Source organism: Olivibacter sp. 47, from assembly GCF_030372825.1.
Taxonomy (GTDB): Bacteria; Bacteroidota; Bacteroidia; order Sphingobacteriales; family Sphingobacteriaceae; genus Olivibacter; species Olivibacter oleidegradans.
Map to the genome: position 1 here is coordinate 2975639 of NZ_JAUCNR010000001.1, position 17804 is coordinate 2993442.

Consider the following 17804-nt stretch of genomic DNA (forward strand, 5'->3'; position numbering starts at 1 on the left):
AGTAGTTCAGGATAAAAGTATCAAGACATCATCCAAGCCTGATTATGGAGTAGTGAGCAAGTCTAGCGTCCCATTCCCTTACTCCCCAAGTCCAGTGATCTTGGGAACCGGTTAGCCATGAACAAGTCTAGCACCCCGTTGCCTTACTCCCTATTCACTTGTTCCCTATTCCCTAATTCAACACCGGCAAGCTGTAATAGCTTTTTTTAGGATTGCTTTCTTCGAACTGATAATCCTGATAATCCGTAACCACATTATATAAGGTGTCACGTTCAATCGGATGCCGTCCTACCTGCTTGATCAGCTCAACCAGTTGCTGCGTACTCATGGCTGGATTTTGCTCTTCAGCTCCTGCCATTGAATAGATTTTGGTAGTATCATCTAAGGTGCCATCTATGTCGTCCACACCAAAGCTCAAAGACAGCTGCGCTGTATCTCTACTGATCATAGCCCAGTATGCCTTTATATGCTGAAAGTTGTCGAGGTAAATGCGTGCTATCGCATAATTTCTCAAATCTTCGATGACCGAAGATTCAGGAATGTGCGACATTTGATTGTCTTTGTTTCTAAACTTGAGGGGGATAAATGTTTGAAATCCGCCTGTTTTGTCTTGCAACTGACGCAGTTGCTCCATATGATCAACGCGGTGATGAAATGCTTCTATATGGCCATAAAGCATCGTTGCATTTGAATACATGCCCAGTTTGTGCCACTCCTCATGAATGGCCAACCATTGTTCTGCATTACATTTATCCTTAGCGATCTGGTCTCGTATCTCCGGATGGAAAATTTCCGCTCCGCCGCCCGGCATGGACTCCAATCCCGCCTCCTTCATCATGCGCATACCCGTAGCGTAATCTACCTTTGCCTTCTTAAAAATATAATGATATTCAACCGGTGTCAATGCCTTGACGTGAAGTTGTGGGCGATGTTTTTTTATAGCAGAAAACAAATCCATATAAAACTGCATATTGTATTGCGGGAGCACCCCTCCCACTATATGGACTTCTGTAACCGGTTCATTATCATATTTTTTGATGGTTGACAGCATGTCTTCCATGCTTGCTTCCCATCCTTCTGACCGCTCTTTAATTAAACGCGAATAGGAACAGAACTTACAGTCATACACGCATAAGTTGGTCGGTTCTATATGGAAATTCCGGTTGAAATAGGTGTAGTTGCCATTTTTTTTCTCCCGAATATAATTTGCTAATACGCCTAAATAGCCTAATTCGCCTTTCTCGTAAAGTACTACCCCTTCTTCGAAGCTTATGCGCTCATTGTTAAGAACTTTTAATGCTATTTCTTTTAATTCTGCATCTAAATGGGGATCATCGATGACCAGCTGTAACCTATTATCTGCTTCCATACACAAATATCTTACCGACAAACTTAGATAAACTTGGCTGGATATGCAAACATGTAACCGTCTCGTTAAAGTAAGATTTACGGGCTGTAGGCTTTACGCGGTAAGCGGTAGGCACGTATTACGTATAACTTACGACTTAAAACTCGCCTCAAACAATTTTAAAACTCACTTGTTTGTTTTATTGGAAAGATTGAGGTAGCTTTAAATCAACAAATAACAACCTCCGTTTTTTGTTCTAATTTCTTGAGTTATGGATACATTAAAGGTAGAGCCCATTGTTTTGCGTAAACTAACCATTGAAGACGCGGAAATCTTCGACAATGTCTATACGAGACCGGACCTGTTCTGGAAAATCAATATCAATGATGAAGTTGGTGATGAGACGGTCGAAGAGTTTACTAAAAGAATGCTTTGGTTATGTAAGTACATTTATACGATTCGGTTGAAAAATGAACCGGAAAAGGTAATCGGCTGTTGTGTGTTGTATAACTGGAATAAAAAGAAAAAAGACATTTTTTTCGGAGGTTCTCTATTACCGGAATATTGGGGAAAAGGAATTATGCCTGCTGCTTTCAATCAAATGATCGAGATGGCGAAATATTGTTTGGGCGCTTCCTTTATAAAAATATGCATTAATGAGGATAATCAGCCGGCTACTCGAATGGTAGAGAAGCTAGGTTTTTTTAACGCATTAAAAGAGGAAGAATTTGTAACCTATACCCGTCCCATCGATCTACCGGCCTCTACGGCTAAGTTGATTCATAAGGATAAGGGATTTCAGCAAGCAATTTAATGTGAGTGATGCCTGCCTTCCTGTAGGCAGGAATTTTGAATGATGAACGAGTAGTGGCGGTAGCACCTACCGACAGGCAGGCTTTTGAATTTTTACCATCCCTACGGCAGTCAGGCTTTTGAATTTTTACTTTTTACTTTTGAATTTTAAAATAAAATGTATATTTGCGCCATACATTCAACAATGTATTGATCAATTCCTCTTTAAAAGAGTCTTGATTTATAAAGAAGTGGCGAGAGACCGGCTCTAAGACCCACTGGCAACCATCCGAAGCGTTCGGAAAAGGTGCCAAATCCTGTCCCAGATAAATGGGAGCATATAAATGAATAAGACAATGAAATCGCATTCAACTATCAGCACATTCAAGTCCGGTGCAGTACTTTACCGGCAATCATTCGATCATACCTTCACTGGCAAAAAGCAGTCTTTTTCTTATATACATTGCTCTTGCATGTATATGTGCTGTTGTTAAAAAGAACACTCTTTTTAACCGATGCTAAACATACATCGTTTGATGTATTGTATGTGCATACGTCTACACTAATAAACAAACGATTAAACACTTTAAAGAAGAATCCAATGTCAGCTAAAAATCTAAAATTTGATACTTTACAAGTCCATGCGGGACAAGAAGTAGACCCTGCTACTAATGCACGGGCGGTTCCTATTTATCAAACGACTTCCTATGTCTTTAACAATTCTGAGCACGGTGCGAATTTATTCGCTTTAAAAGAGTTCGGGAATATATATACGCGAATCATGAATCCGACAACGGATGTTTTTGAAAAGCGTATTGCGGCGCTTGAGGGAGGGGTAGCAGCGGTTGCGGTGGCCTCCGGACAGGCAGCACAATTTTTGGCCTTAACAAATATTTTGGAAAGTGGTGAGAACTTTGTGACCGGTTCCAATTTATACGGCGGCACCTATAACCAATTTAAGGTGTCTCTCAAACGTTTGGGTATTGAGGCGCGTTTTGCAAAAATGATGAGGCAGCCGCTATTGAAGCGCTTATTGACGATAAAACAAAGGCTATTTATATTGAAACAATCGGTAATCCAAGTTTCAACATCCCCGATTTTGAGGCGGTTGCCGCAGTGGCGCGAAAATTTGAGCTTCCGCTGATTGTTGATAACACCTTCGGTGCCGGAGGTTACCTATTTAAACCCCTGGAACATGGGGCACACGTGGTGGTCGAATCGGCAACAAAATGGATCGGTGGTCATGGAACTAGCATTGGTGGTGTAATCGTTGATGGTGGCAATTATGATTGGGGCAATGGTAAATTTAAGCAGTTCAGCGAACCTTCCGAGGGATACCATGGCCTGGTATTTAAGGATGTGTTCGGTGTAAATGGGCCTTTTGGTAATATACAGTTTGCAATCCGCGCCCGTGTAGAAGGACTGCGGGATTTCGGTCCGGCCCTCTCCCCTTTTAATTCATTCTTATTGCTTCAGGGATTGGAAACGCTTTCGTTGCGTGTACAACGACATGTTGACAACGCACTAAGTGTAGCTAAATGGTTGGAGCAGCATCCCTTGGTCCAATCGGTTAATTATCCGGGTTTGGAATCACATCCGGCGCATGCTCGTGCTAAGAAGTATCTACAGCATGGTTTTGGAGCAGTATTGTCTTTTGAACTGAAAGGCGAAAAGGAAAGTGCAACAGCTTTTGTGGATAGTTTGCAGTTAATCAGCCATTTAGCCAATGTGGGTGATACAAAGACGCTGATTATTCAGCCTTCGGCTACAACCCATCAACAACTTTCGGATGAGGAACAACTGGCTGCCGGTGTTACGCCAACAGCCTTGCGCTTGGCCGTTGGTATTGAACATATAGATGATATAATAGCTGATTTACAGCAAGCTTTCGAGAAGATTAAATAGAAAAATTTAACAGCGCATTTGGCGCCTATTATATATGAGTATCCATAAATTCAATTATAATAAAACCTTCCGGCTTGAAAACGGGAAGCGATTGAAGGGTTTACAGATAGCCTACCATACCTATGGTCGATTAAATACACGTAAAGATAATGTGGTATGGGTTTGTCACGCGCTGACTGCAAATTCGGATGTGTTCGACTGGTGGCCCGGTTTGTTTGGGGAAAGAGATTTGTTCAATCCGCAGGAACATTTTATTATTTGTGCTAATATTATCGGATCTCATTATGGGACAACCAATCCGTTGACAACCAACCCAAGTACCGATCAACCTTATTATTTATCTTTTCCGCAGTTCTCCATTCGGGATCTGGTGGCGGCACATGAGCTTTTAGCGCAGCACCTGGGCATTGATAAGATTAAAGTACTAATTGGAGGCTCGTTGGGCGGGCAACAAGCCATGGAATGGGCTATTATCCATCCTGATCGGATTGAGAATCTTGTCTTATTGGCTACGAATGCCCAACATTCGCCTTGGGGCGTTGCCTTCAATGAAAGCCAGCGGTTGGCGATCAGTGCCGACCGGACCTTTTATGCGAATAAACCTAATGGCGGAGCGAAAGGTTTGAAAGTAGCTAGGAGTATCGCCTTACTTTCTTACAGGACTTACGAAACATACGGCGCCACGCAACTGGAAAGCTCGGATGAGAAAATAGATGATTTCCGTGCCTCTTCCTACCAAAATTATCAGGGAGAGAAATTAGTGAAGCGCTTCAATGCCTACAGTTATTGGTTTCTGAGTAAGGCCATGGATGCCCACAACGTGGGAAGGGGTCGTGATGGCGCAGAGAAGGCTTTGCAGCATATCCGTGCAAAAACGTTGGTTATTGGTATTACAAGCGATATATTATTTCCTTTGGATGAACAAAAGTATTTGGCCAAACATATTAGAAACGCCAAATTTGCGGCCATCAACTCCTTTTATGGACATGACGGATTTTTGATCGAAACCAAGCAGATCAGTAAAGAAATCGCTGCTTTTTTGAAACAAAGTTATCCCAATCGTTTGGATAGAACCTTGCAACCACTTATTTAATAATATATAGAGAAGAAGATCTAACAGAACAATGAGTAAAAAGCTTACACTAGGATTGTTTGGCTTTGGCGTGGTAGGCCAAGGCTTATACGATATCATTAAAACCAAAAAGCTAAACCTGGAAATCAAACGTTTTGCTATTAAAAACCCCGACAAAAAAAGAACACTACCCCTGGAATTATTTACTACCCAAGCAGATGAGCTATTGGATGACGTGGAGATCAATACCATTGTAGAGCTCATAGACGACGCCGATGCCGCTTTCCATATCGTATCGAAAGCCCTAAAGAACGGCAAAAACGTCGTTTCAGCTAATAAAAAAATGATCGCCACACATTTGGAAGAGCTGGTAGATATTCAGCAGGCGTATGGAACGAGTCTTTTATATGAAGGGGCGGTATGTGGTAGTATTCCTATTATCCGTAACTTAGAGGAGTACTACGACAATGAGCTACTCCATTCCGTTTCCGGTATTTTTAATGGGTCGTCCAATTACATATTGTCCAAGATCTTTAACGAGCATATGGACTATGACACCGCGTTAAAACAAGCACAGCATCTAGGTTTTGCTGAAACGGATCCCATCTTGGACGTAGGTGGTTTTGATGCAAAATTTAAACTTGCTATTGTTGCTTCTCATGCGTACGGATTATATGTGAAACCGGAAGAAATTCTTAACATTGGTATCGATCAATTATCCGATTACGACATTCGTTTTGCACGGGAGAAAAACTACAAAATTAAATTAGTGCCGACGGCTAAGGAAATTGGAAATGAAAAAGTAATACTCTACGTAATCCCTAAGTTTGTGAATGAGAAAAGCATTCTTTATTCTGTAGAGAACGAATATAATGGTGTAGTGGTACAGGCTGCGTTTGCCGATCAACAGTTTTTCTATGGAAAAGGTGCCGGAGGGCATCCAACCGGTTCAGCTGTGCTGTCAGATATCGCCGCTTTACGGTATGACTACCGCTATGAATATAAAAAGCACCTGGAAGCAACCCAGTTGAATCATAGTAATAACCATAAGATCACCGTATACCTACGGTATAATGATGAATCTATTTTGGAAAAGCTAAACTTTCTAAAGGTATCAGAAAGACACTATGCCCGCGAATTCAAATACATTATCGGTGACATTAATCTGGAGTCTTTGATCGCCAATAAGGACTTATTGGCCGCCGATAAGGGATTTGTGGTTGAGGTACCTTAGGTTAGTTGTTAGTTATTGGTTTTTAGTTATTAGTTGTTGGTTATTGGTTGTTAGTTATCACTAATAACTAATAACGAGCAACAAATAACGATTACAAATGCTGCGCAATTACATAGCCACTTGCCCAGGCCCATTGGAAGTTATAGCCGCCTAGCCAGCCGGTTACATCAACGCATTCGCCACCGAAAAAGAGTCCGGTGCATTTTTTGGCTTCCAGGCTTTTCGAAGATAACTCTTCCGTGCTGACGCCTCCACGCATTACTTCAGCTTTGTCGTAGCCCTTGCTACCTGCCGGTTTCACTTCAAAGCGGTGAATCACCTGTTCCATTAGTTTCACGTCCTGTTTGCCGACGGATGCGATTTTCTTATCGATAGGTAGAAATTTGCCTAATGCTTCAGTAAACTTCTTAGTAAAGTGATCTTGCAATAGCTGTGCAAGGAGTCGCTTCCCCCCTTTTTCGCGTTCTAGCTGAATTAGTTGGGCAATGCGTTGTTTCGGGAGTAAGTCGATCCAAATCAGCTCGCCCGGATTCCAATAGGAGGAAATCTGTAAAATGGCAGGGCCGCTGAGGCCCCAATGCGTGAATAAAATATTTTCTTCAAAGCTTGCTCGATTGTTCCAGACTTTACTGAAAATCGAATTGCCCGCCAAAGCACTGAACCATTCGGCATCCTTTCCGGTGATTGTCAGCGGAACCAGTGCCGGTGCTGTGGCGGTCACGGCCAAGCCGAATTGCTTTGCTATACGAAGCGAAAAATCGCTAGCCCCCAATTTAGCAATAGGGAGTCCACCGCTGGCCATAACCACCTTGGGAGCCTCCAAGCTTTCCAAACGGTCTTTATGATGGAACATGACCTGAAAAGATCCGGTTGCCGGATTCTTTTCGATAGATTTAACCTCAGCCTCTAAAATCACCCGTTGCCCCAGTTCCTTAAGTAAGCGTTCAAATACAGCCACCACATCTTTAGCCTTGTTGGAAGTCGGAAACAACTGTCCTAAGGTCTTCTCCTGCCCTGCAATACCCTGTTGCTCAAAAAAATGGATGGTATCATCGACGCTCCATTGATGGAGTGCGGCAACACAAAAGTGTTCATTTTCAGAGATGAAATTAGTGGGAGCTGTGTATAAATTGGTGTAATTACAACGGCCCCCTCCTGAAATCAATATTTTGGCGCCTAACTTGTCGTTTCGTTCCAGCACTGCTACCCTTTTGCTTAAGTAACCAGCCTGCACCGCACACATGAGACCGCAGGCACCTCCACCTATGATGAGGACATCATATTCCATGGAAAATAATTTTAGTCAACAGATAACACACGTTTCTCGTCCCAGCTTCGTTCCGCCAATTGTAATAGATAAATCACATCCCGAGCCTGCTCAGCCGTTACGGCTAATTCTGCTTTTCCGAGAATGGCATCACGCACATTTTCGTAATAACCCGGATAATTTCCCTTTTGGCTGCGAATCTTTCTCCGGTTATTCGGTTCTTCAGCCGTTGTATTGAGGATGCCCCATATTTCTTCCGGTTCTTCGCCCCAATTTGGTAAGTCGGCCGGTGTTTTCCCCTCCCGAAGTGCCGCTTCCTGTGGATCGACACCCGGTTTTACAAAGGCTCCCTCCGTTCCATAAAGTGCAAAACGGGGCGTTGGTTCTTTTACCAACATACTTCCTTTGAGCGAAACCTTTATTTGCGGGTAATACAATAAAACTTCGAAATCATCCACCGCCCCTACTCCTTCCCGCATTTTACGTAGTGACGCAAAGAGTGCTTGCGGTTTGCCGAATAATTGTAAGGTCTGATCGATGAGGTGTGCTCCAAGGTCGAACCAAATCCCCGAACCGGGTAGGTCGTCCTCACGCCAGGCATTCGGCCGGAGGTAGTTGCGGAAACGGTCATAGCGGATTTCCATCGTTACCAATCGCCCGAGTTCGCCACTAGCAATCACGTCTTTTACGGTCAGGTAATCGCTATGCCAACGAGCGCTATGGAAGACGGATAATAATTTGCCTTGGCTTTTCGCTATTGCAATCAGCTCGTTTGCTTCTTCCAATGTATTGGTAAAAGGTTTCTCCACCACCACATGTTTGCCTGCCAATAGGGCCGCTTTACAAAGACTAAAATGTACATCGTTGGAAGTAGCTATCACAACCAAATCGACTTGCTTATCATTAAAGATATCCTGTACATCGGTTACGATGTTTACGTCCGGATATTTAGCCCGTAATATATGTTGCTGTTCTTTCCGACGGGCATAGACTTTTGTTAATCTTAAACCTACTACGGAGCTTATAAGAGGAGCATGAAGCACTTGTCCTGCCATGCCAAAACCGATCAATCCTACATTGAGTTGCATGGGAGACGAAGATAGGGAATTGAGGAGAGATGGGCAAGGGTGTAAAAATAAAATGGACTGATCAAACACCAATCCATTTTATTAAAATTAAAGTAAACTTAAAAAATTATCGCATTACATATGAGCCGAACGTAAATCCGACTTTTACGGGATTAACACCTACCGGTGTAAAATATTCAAGCCCTAAGTCTCCGGATTGATACAAACCAAAAACATACATTTGCCCATTGCTGGTATAATTTTTTGCATCACCAAGCACTAAGCGGGCAATTTCAGGAATATAAGTTAAGCTATAAGGTTGTTCGAAGCTAACGTTACTTAACGTGATATTTTGAACTGTCTTACTAACCAAATCTAAACTACAGAAGGTGTTTTTTCCATCATTGGTCCGATTACTACTAACCAAATATGCTTTTTTAACGCCTGGTACTACCACAATTTTCTCTGCTCCAAAGCTCATTCCTTCAACTTGATCATTTGCTGTATTAACAATATATAATTTAGAAGGTTTAGAAATTTGACTACCATTATAAATAGCAGAAGCATTTACATATAAAACATTCTTAGTCGTATCAGCAGCTATTGCGCTTATATTCTCTGCTACAACAATATCTTTTTCAATAGTTAATGTTGTAGGATTTACTACAGATATATGGTTGTCGTAAGTTCCTCCGTTCAACGCATCTCTCCATCCAGAGTTGGTTACATAAATTTTTCCATTAGTAGTTGTAAGTTGTTCTGGGCTTTTACCAACCGCAACACTATTTATGGAAAAACTACTCGTAGTATCAATGGCAAACAATTTATTTTCTCCATGGCTAGTAGCATATATTTTTCCTTTATGAGCCAGTAGATACCTAGGTAATGATATGTTTATCACCTTTAATTCCGATCTCGTTTTGGCATCTAATACAACAACCTTGTTTGCATCAGTAACGGAAATATAAACCTTACTTCCATATACTAACAAATCGTTTGCCCCAGAACCTAAATTTCCAGTGAAAGCGCTATTATTATATTGATTTGTTCCATAGCTATAGAATCCTAAATTAGAGGTCCCACCAAAGGCCCCCTCATTTAAAACGAACATTCCGGTGTTTTCAGGAAGTTGATCTATGGGAGCAACATCGTCATCACTGTTACTACACGCTCCCAGTGTAAGTAAGGTTCCGGCTAATAAGCTTAGGTAAAGAGAGTTGATTTTTGTCTTCATTTGTTGTTTATAAGGTGAATTTTTATTGTATGCTTGTTATAACGGCTTAACAAGTAAAATTGCTACTCTTAAGCTGAAATTTAATTGGTGTGTATATTGTCTTAGATCTATAAGCTGATATTTTCCTTCTGTTGACAAAAATAGCCATTCGGGATGATTATCCAAAAGTAATACTTGCCAGGCTTTGATTTTGTATGCAAGTTTATGAGTTTTTTGTTACCTTAGTTGCACAAACCTGAATACGGATGAAAATACTGCTCCCTTTCTGCCTATTGTTAATTTCTTATAAAATCTATGCCCAACCGATGGATACCCTATTTTTAAAGAATTTAATTGAAAGTCATCCCGAACTTTTTAAAGCTGTTCTCGATGATCCGCAACGAAAGCAGGTGCAAATTCTTTATACCCAAATAGATCGCGATAAACATAATAAACCACATTTTACTTCTTTTAGCTACCGATTAAATCCTAACTGGTATTTCTATCCCGCCAGTACGGTTAAGCTCCCGGCATCTATCTTCGCCTTAGAGAAAATCAATGAGCTGAAAATTAAAGGACTGGATAAAAATACCCCGCTGAAAATCGATAGCGCTTGGGAAAGACAAACAAGGGTTGAGATCGACTCTTCCTCCGCCAATGGACTGCCCAGTATCGGGCATTATATCAAAAAAATCTTACTGACCAGTGATAACGATGCCTTCAATCGTCTTTACGAATTCTTGGGACGGGCTGATATCAATCGCCGCTTGAAGAAACATGGGGCCAGTCATAGTCGCATTATCAATCGCCTAGCGATTGGCGATAAGGGTGAATGGGCGAAACATACGAACCCAATTACTTTTTATAAAGATGATCTGCTTATCTATCAACAAGCGGCCCAATACGATCCGCAAGATTACCCCTTGGATCTACAAAATCTAATTCGTGGTAAAGCTTATAGGGATGCCAATGACAGTCTCATTCATAAGCCCTACAGCTTTGAAGGGCTCAATGCATATGCGCTAGCCGATCAGCAGCTGATCATGAAAAAACTGCTTTTTCCAGAAGCCTTCCCGAAGAAAGAACGATTTCATCTGAGGGATGAAGACTATCGCTTCATCTACTACTATATGTCGCGTTTTCCACAAGAATCCGATTTTCCTAAATATGACAGCACTGAATTCTGGCCTACCTATAGTAAGTTATTGTTTTTCGGTCGGGAAAAAGGTGTCCATCCGGATGGTCGTATCCGCAGTTTCAATAAGTATGGTGATTCCTACGGCTACAATATCGACAACGCTTATATCGTAGATTTTAAAAACGGTGTCGAATTCCTGCTAACAGCTGTTGTGCAATCCAACAATAACGAAATCTATAATGATAGTGTTTATGAATACGAAGAGGTCACCTACCCTTTTCTGAAAAACCTAGGTAGGTTGGTTTATGAACATGAGCTAAAACGGGAAAAGAAGGTGAAGCCGGATTTGGGAAAGTTTATTTTTGGTGAATCGTTGAGTCAGAAATTAGCCGATTAGCCAATGTGATAATGTCGGCTTACTATCGCGATAGGTAGTTTCGCGTTTTAAGCGTACTTACCATGATTTATACCTTGTAAATCGTCAATTAGTCGAGTAGTTTTTATACGGCTAATGATGGTTCAGTAATAGTGATAAAGCACAAACCAACGAATAACCAATAACTAACAACCAATAACTAATAACCAACTAATAACCACAAACCTCACAAGGCATAATATTATTATTGCAGTTTAAGACATTGAAGTCGACGAACTCAGTGATGCCGGCGATTTTTCCGCGTTCACTATGTTGCCAGATATCCCACGGGCGATTGATATAATCAGGTTTATCCTCACGCTCGTAATGTGCAATCCATAAGGGGTATTTATCAAACTTTTCACCCAGGTAATCGCGGTAAAAAGTAGTATAGGTATAAACAACGGGACGGATACCGTAGTGGTTGTGCAGGGTATTCAGACAGTCTTGTAGACGCTTTTTCAAAACTGTTTTATCGGTACGATAAGTTTTTTCGATATCAACAACGGGAGGCAAACAGCCTTCCAACCTTCCCACTCGTTTAATAAAAAGTTCTGCTTGTTTTACACCGTCTTTATTCGGATGAAAAAAGAGATAGGCACCTCGTTTTATACCGTGTGCCTTTGCTTCTTGCCAGTTGGTTTTAAATTTTTTATCAGTACGCATCCCCATTGAGGCGCGCATATAAACGAAGGAGATATGAATATCGCTATCCTGAGGCATACATAAAGCATCCCAATCAATTTTACCTTGATATTGGGATATATCGATGCCGTGTGTATGGTATCCTGCTGGTATTTTAATGCCGTAATGCGTGCATTTATGGAATAGAAAATGGTTAACGACTGCAATGCAGGCTAATGCCAATCCACAGCACAGGGCTAATATCCATTTCCAGCGAGTGGGTCTTTCGCTACTCTTTTTCTTTCCTTTTCTTCTCTTTCTTCTAGTCGCACTCATTTATAAGCTGGCCCTCACCATTCTATCTGCGCCATGTATATCCTGTTTAAGTAGGATATTTTTGAATCCCTTTTTTGTTAGTAAATCTTTTACTTCCTGCCCGAAATTTCGATTGATCTCAAAATAGAGCTTCCCCCCTTTTTCCAGATGCGCTAAGGCGAATGCGGCAATCGTCTCATAAAAGAGTAACGGTGCCTGATCTTCCACAAAGAGAGCCAAATGTGGTTCAAATTGTAATACATTCGGATGCATTCCCTTCTGCTCGCTATTGGTGATGTAAGGCGGATTACTGACAATCACGTCGAATTTAACCTCTTCTGCAAAGATAATGTCCCATTCCAGGATATCGGCCAGCATAAAGTGAACAGGGCATTGGTTGTCCGCTGCATTCTGCTTTGCTACGGCCAGTGCTTCAACCGATACATCCAAGGCGTAAACCTGTGCTTGATTAACATACTTTTTAATAGCAATTGGAATACAGCCCGAACCCGTGCCTATGTCTATTAGTTTAGGTTCCGAGCTATTGGACAGTTTTAAATCCTGAATGATAAGATCTACAAGTTCTTCGGTCTCGGGGCGAGGAATCAAGACATGTTGATTCACATGGAGGGATAATCCCATAAAAGGTGTGTGTCCTATGATATACTGAACCGGTTCACCGGCACTTATACGGCTGGCGGCATCTTCTAGCTGGTCCAGTTGCTCGTCGTTCAAGCTCATGGATTTGTGAAGGAGTAAGTCTCTTCTGCTATACCCCAACAGATCCTCCAACACAATCAGAAAGATGCTTTCCGCTTCGGTAGCTTCGTATAAAACAGCTAATTTTTCTATGAATCGTTTTTTGACGGCTTCGAGTTGCATGGCATTCAAAAGTAAAAATTCAAAAGTAAAAATTCAAAAGTAAAAAGCCTGCCGTGAGGTATCAGGTATCAAGACACCTGCCTACCGGCAGGCAGGTAGATATCAAGACTTTTTTAGTTGTGCGTTGCGAGTTTTCTTCCTGTCCTATGTCTTCTTGCTATTTCCCTGTTCCACCACTCAACTATCCGCACTTTAAACTTCCTAGCAATGCACAAAAAAAACTTATTCATCACTCATCATTCCTGCCTACCGACAGGCAGGCAACATTCATCATTTAAAACTCCACTCAACATAACATAAAACTGTAAAAAAAATCGGCCTATTGATCGACAGCTACTAAAATTCATTAGGTTTGTGCATGCCTAATCACGAAATCTATATGCGGCGTTGTCTGGAACTCGCTGAGCTCGGTCAGGGTAGTGTCAGTCCAAATCCGATCGTTGGCGCTTTGGTTGTACATCATGATACCATCATTGGCGAGGGATGGCATCGAAAATACGGAGAGGCCCATGCCGAACCGAATGCTATTGCCGATGTTTTTAACCGTTATCCAAACGCTGCTGATCTATTGAGAGAATCGACCGTCTACGTTACTTTAGAGCCTTGCTCCCATCATGGGAAAACGCCCCCCTGTGCCGATCTGCTCGTCAAGCATCAAGTAAAACAAGTGGTTGTTGCTTGTAACGATCCGTTTGAACAAGTAAACGGTCGTGGTATTGCCAAATTGCGTGAAGCGGGAATTGACGTACTTGAAGGTGTGCTGGAAGAAGAAGCAAAATTTGTAAACCGTCGTTTCTTTACTCGGGTGCAGCACCAACGACCTTATGTTATACTAAAATGGGCAGAAACAGCAAATGGTTATTTTGCTCCTAAAGGTGAAAAACAGCAATGGATCACGGGCTCCGCTGCACAGGTGGTCAACCATCGGTGGCGTAGCGAAGAAGATGCGGTTTTGGTAGGAGCCAATACGGCGTTGATCGATAATCCACAACTGACTGTCCGCCACTGGTTTGGAAGAAATCCCAAACGGATCGTTATTGATAAAGAGCTTTCGCTCCCACCTCATCTTCATTTGTTTGATAAAGAAGCGGAAACAATTGTATTCAACGCGAAAAAAACCGATTGGCAAGACAGACTAAAGTTGATTGCGTTGGAAAATTTCGACTGGTATTTGCCACAAAATATTCTATATCAGCTTCACTTGATGGATGTTCAATCACTTGTTGTTGAAGGCGGTATAAAAACGCTCAATCTATTTATAAAGGCGGGTTTGTGGGATGAAGCGCGTGTGTTTAGAGGACAGGCTTATTGGAAGGATGGTTTAGACGCTCCCCGTTTGCAGGTTATACCTCAAATCAAGGAAAACATAGGGAATGATTCACTTACCGTTTATTTTAACAAATAGAGATGCTCTTAGTCCTTTTAAGTGTTTTGTGCAGCGTCACGGTATCGGTGATTATCAAATTGGCTAGGCGCTATTCGGTTAACACCCTGCAAATGATTGCATGGAATTATCCGATGACTGTCTTATTGAGCTACCATTACCTGAAGCCCGATCTAAGTAATTTTTCCATCGCAGAGGCGCCATTAATAAGCTATTTAGCATTGGGATTATTACTACCCTCCCTCTTTATTATCATTGCGGGATCTATACGCTATTCGGGCATTGTGCGAACGGAAGTGGCTCAACGTCTGTCTCTTTTTATTCCACTCCTGGCTGCATTCTTTATCTTTAATGAACATCCAAGTGCTACCAAACTTTTTGGCGTAGCCATCGGATTAGCGGCCATCGTATGCTCTATTAAATGGCAGAAACGCAATCAACACAGCCTTACAAGCAAAAATGCCTGGCAGTATCCGCTGATGGTATTTTTCGGTATGGGAATAATCGATATTCTTTTTAAACATATTGCCCAATACCAAGCAGTTTCGTATAGAACTTCGATTTTTTTGGTTTTCGTACTCTGTACCTTGGTGTCGTTTTTGTACCTCGGCTTTTTAGCAAGCACCAAAAAGGAAAAATTTTCGCTTTCAGGAACCCTTTGGGGATTGGGGCTGGGACTTTTTAACTTTGGAAATATCCTCTTTTATATGAAAGCTCATCAGGCTTTACCAAACAATCCTTCTGTTGTGTTTTCAGGAATGAATATAGGTGTCATTGTTGTAGGTGCAGTTGTTGGTTTATTCCTGTTTAAGGAGAAATTAAGTACTTTAAACAAAGTTGGATTGGTATTGGCAGTGATCTCAGTAATTATCATTGGCCTATTATAAGCTTTAAGCGAATTATTATTCATGAATTTATTTGAAGATACCTATAAAACGATTGAAAAACCGGCTGAAGGTCTGTTCAAGGACAAAGGAAGTAAATTTATTGCCTATGCCTACCCTTTTAGTGATCCGGAAGATCTCAAAAATGTGATAACCGAAGTGAAAGATCTCCATCCGAAAGCACGACATCACTGCTGGGCTTACCGTTTAACAACAGATCGTTCCGTATTCCGCTTAAACGATGATGGGGAGCCTTCCGGTACGGCCGGTCGCCCCATATTAAATGTACTTCTATCGCATGATTTGACGAACCTAATGGTAGTGGTAGTACGTTATTTCGGCGGTACACTGTTAGGCGTTCCAGGATTGATCAATGCTTATAAAAGCGCTACACAAGACGCCGTCAGTCAGGCCCGGATAATAGAAAAAACAGTCAATGACGTATATGAGGTGAGTTTCGATTACATGCAGATGAATGATGTGATGCGCATTGTTAAAGAAGACGATCTAATTGTGCAGCAGCAGGCTTTCGATAATAACTGTTCACTGACTTTTGAGATCCGCCAAACACAAGTCAATCATACCTTAAGTAAATTACAACATTTAACGAACGTAAAAGTAAAATACCTGCGAACCACCTAGCATATGAAGATGACGGATACCGATCTTATATTGAATGCCGATGGCAGCGTTTACCACTTGAATTTATTGCCTGAAGATTTGGGCGATACCATTATTACCGTAGGCGATCCTGACCGTGTTGGTCAAGTAAGCAAGTACTTTGATCGGATTGAAGTGAAGAAAGGTAAACGAGAATTTATTACACATACCGGTTATGTGGGACAAAATAGGCTGAGTGTTATCTCAACAGGAATCGGCACAGATAATATCGATATTGTATTAAATGAGCTCGACGCTTTGGTAAATATCGATCTGCGTAGTCGTACAGTTAAATCGCAGTTACGATCATTGAATATCATAAGGATTGGCACATCAGGTGCCCTACACAATGATATTCCTTTAGATTCCATTTTGATATCCACTTTCGGTATCGGGCTCGATCCGCTGTTGCATTATTATCGAAAAGAAGAAGCTGCGGTTGAATTGGAATTGCAGACGGCCTTTCAAACGCATTTATCAACCCAATATATACATCCCTATGTGGCTGCTTGTTCCGACAATTTGTTGCATCAACTGGCCAAAGGCGTTCCGCAAGGAATCACTTTGACGGCTCCGGGGTTCTATGCACCGCAGGGGCGAGTTACACGTGCAGAACAACACCAAACGAATTTGTTAAACAAGCTTTGTTCCTTCCGTTATAAGGGAATGCGCATCGCCAACTTAGAGATGGAAACAGCGGGTATATATGGCTTAGCTAAATCGTTGGGCCATCAAGCGATTTCCGTAAATGCGATATTGGCAAGTCGCTTAGAGGCCGTCTTTAGCAAAGAACCGCAGAAGACCGTTGAAAAGGCAATACGTTTAGTATTAGCGCATTTCTAAGTCCCGGATACGACTTTTAGCTAATAATCCACAGGTAGCTTCTTCATAAAGTCAGCCACTGGCATGTGATCTGATTTTCTGAAAGGACATTTTAGATCAAACAACTTTTTAATTCTTGATACCCTGAAGTCGCGATACTCATGGCGAAGGTGGCACCAAGCGATGAGATGCCAGCTAAAGGCGTAAAAAATAAGTCCGATTGCTTCCACTTCACGACAACTTCGCTCACCATTTTCCTTTTCATAATCGATACGCAAGATTGATTTATTGGTGATGGCATGCTGAATGGTGGATAAATATTCAAAATCATTTTGGAGGCGGGATGGAATTTGTAATTTAATATGCTCGTTCAGGAACTCCAATTGCTCTTTTTGTTGACCTCGCATTACATTTTTGACTTTGTTTAATGCTGCGGTATAGTGTTTTTGTATAGAACGATCAGCGAAACCCGCTAGAAAACGTTCCATAAGGATCAGTGCATTGGCTTCGTCATTTGTGAAAGATATCGGTGGCAGAAAGTAGCCTTGAACAATATAATAACCTTTGTTCGCTTCAAAACTGATAGGAATACCTTGCTCATTAATTGCTCGGATATCTCGGTAAACTGTTCGGGTGCTAATTTCAAATTTTTCCGCGATCGCCTCTACTCCGACATATCTGCGTGACTGAAGTAACGTTACAATACCAAAAAGTCTGTCGATTCTATTCATGTGAGTTCGAGAACCTAATTCTAGAAAAAGATTGACAAGTATAGAAAAAAG

At 41.6% G+C, this 17804-nt stretch carries 15 protein-coding genes, 1 pseudogene and 1 riboswitch; of the genes and pseudogenes, 9 read left to right on the plus strand and 7 right to left on the minus strand.

What is annotated here, in order from left to right; translation table 11 throughout:
• Positions 1-172 precede the first annotated feature (172 nt).
• Complete coding sequence (gene mqnE / locus QT327_RS12890) at positions 173-1369, minus strand: aminofutalosine synthase MqnE (RefSeq protein ID WP_013666637.1); 1197 nt, start codon at positions 1367-1369, stop codon at positions 173-175.
• A 250-nt stretch (positions 1370-1619) separates the two neighbouring features.
• On the opposite strand from mqnE, the gene QT327_RS12895 reads away from it, so the two are divergent.
• The 4 genes and pseudogenes from QT327_RS12895 to QT327_RS12910 all read left to right on the plus strand — a co-directional run bounded on the left by QT327_RS12895 (position 1620) and on the right by QT327_RS12910 (position 6351).
• A complete protein-coding gene (locus tag QT327_RS12895; RefSeq protein ID WP_013666638.1) occupies positions 1620-2162 on the plus strand; it encodes a GNAT family N-acetyltransferase in 543 nt (180 codons plus the stop codon).
• Between the two features lie 216 nt (positions 2163-2378).
• Positions 2379-2487, plus strand: a riboswitch (SAM riboswitch).
• 254 nt (positions 2488-2741) lie between these two features.
• Positions 2742-4045 (plus strand): annotated as a pseudogene (locus tag QT327_RS12900) (O-acetylhomoserine aminocarboxypropyltransferase/cysteine synthase family protein).
• Between the two features lie 34 nt (positions 4046-4079).
• On the plus strand, positions 4080-5138 hold the full coding sequence (locus QT327_RS12905) for a homoserine O-acetyltransferase family protein (RefSeq protein ID WP_013666640.1): 1059 nt from the start codon (positions 4080-4082) through the stop codon (positions 5136-5138).
• 31 nt (positions 5139-5169) lie between these two features.
• On the plus strand, positions 5170-6351 hold the full coding sequence (locus tag QT327_RS12910; RefSeq protein WP_013666641.1) for a homoserine dehydrogenase: 1182 nt from the start codon (positions 5170-5172) through the stop codon (positions 6349-6351).
• 91 nt (positions 6352-6442) lie between these two features.
• Here QT327_RS12910 and QT327_RS12915 read toward each other — a convergent pair whose 3' ends face one another.
• From QT327_RS12915 to QT327_RS12925, 3 genes are all read right to left on the minus strand, one after another.
• Positions 6443-7639: a BaiN/RdsA family NAD(P)/FAD-dependent oxidoreductase gene (locus tag QT327_RS12915; RefSeq protein ID WP_130857773.1), complete on the minus strand. Its 1197-nt coding sequence runs from the start codon at positions 7637-7639 to the stop codon at positions 6443-6445.
• A gap of 11 nt (positions 7640-7650) precedes the next feature.
• Positions 7651-8706, minus strand: coding sequence for an oxidoreductase (locus tag QT327_RS12920; protein ID WP_130857772.1), 1056 nt, complete (start codon positions 8704-8706; stop codon positions 7651-7653).
• Between the two features lie 106 nt (positions 8707-8812).
• On the minus strand, positions 8813-9919 hold the full coding sequence (locus QT327_RS12925) for a YncE family protein (RefSeq protein WP_130857771.1): 1107 nt from the start codon (positions 9917-9919) through the stop codon (positions 8813-8815).
• Positions 9920-10164: 245 nt separating this feature from the next.
• Here QT327_RS12925 and QT327_RS12930 point away from each other — a divergent pair, with 245 nt between their 5' ends.
• A complete protein-coding gene (locus tag QT327_RS12930; protein ID WP_130857770.1) occupies positions 10165-11433 on the plus strand; it encodes a serine hydrolase in 1269 nt (422 codons plus the stop codon).
• A gap of 189 nt (positions 11434-11622) precedes the next feature.
• Here QT327_RS12930 and QT327_RS12935 read toward each other — a convergent pair whose 3' ends face one another.
• Together QT327_RS12935 and prmC are read right to left on the minus strand one after the other, a co-directional pair.
• The gene (locus tag QT327_RS12935) at positions 11623-12411 is read right to left on the minus strand and encodes a glycoside hydrolase family 25 protein (protein ID WP_130857769.1); all 789 of its coding nucleotides are present in this window, start codon (positions 12409-12411) and stop codon (positions 11623-11625) included.
• Positions 12412-13272: a peptide chain release factor N(5)-glutamine methyltransferase gene (prmC, locus tag QT327_RS12940; protein WP_130857768.1), complete on the minus strand. Its 861-nt coding sequence runs from the start codon at positions 13270-13272 to the stop codon at positions 12412-12414.
• 358 nt (positions 13273-13630) lie between these two features.
• Here prmC and ribD point away from each other — a divergent pair, with 358 nt between their 5' ends.
• From ribD to QT327_RS12960, 4 genes are read left to right on the plus strand one after another with little or no spacing between them, the layout of a single operon-like run.
• The gene (gene ribD / locus QT327_RS12945) at positions 13631-14677 is read left to right on the plus strand and encodes a bifunctional diaminohydroxyphosphoribosylaminopyrimidine deaminase/5-amino-6-(5-phosphoribosylamino)uracil reductase RibD (RefSeq protein ID WP_130857767.1); all 1047 of its coding nucleotides are present in this window, start codon (positions 13631-13633) and stop codon (positions 14675-14677) included.
• 2 nt (positions 14678-14679) lie between these two features.
• Entirely contained in the window at positions 14680-15543 is an 864-nt protein-coding gene (locus QT327_RS12950) for an EamA family transporter (RefSeq protein ID WP_130857766.1), read from the plus strand.
• A gap of 21 nt (positions 15544-15564) precedes the next feature.
• Positions 15565-16182 (plus strand): IMPACT family protein, encoded by a 618-nt coding sequence (locus QT327_RS12955; RefSeq protein ID WP_013666650.1) that lies wholly within the window; start codon positions 15565-15567, stop codon positions 16180-16182.
• A gap of 3 nt (positions 16183-16185) precedes the next feature.
• A complete protein-coding gene (locus QT327_RS12960) occupies positions 16186-17043 on the plus strand; it encodes a nucleoside phosphorylase (protein ID WP_289553036.1) in 858 nt (285 codons plus the stop codon).
• Positions 17044-17063: 20 nt separating this feature from the next.
• Here QT327_RS12960 and QT327_RS12965 read toward each other — a convergent pair whose 3' ends face one another.
• A complete protein-coding gene (locus QT327_RS12965; protein WP_130857764.1) occupies positions 17064-17753 on the minus strand; it encodes a helix-turn-helix transcriptional regulator in 690 nt (229 codons plus the stop codon).
• Between the last annotated feature and the right edge of the window lie 51 nt (positions 17754-17804).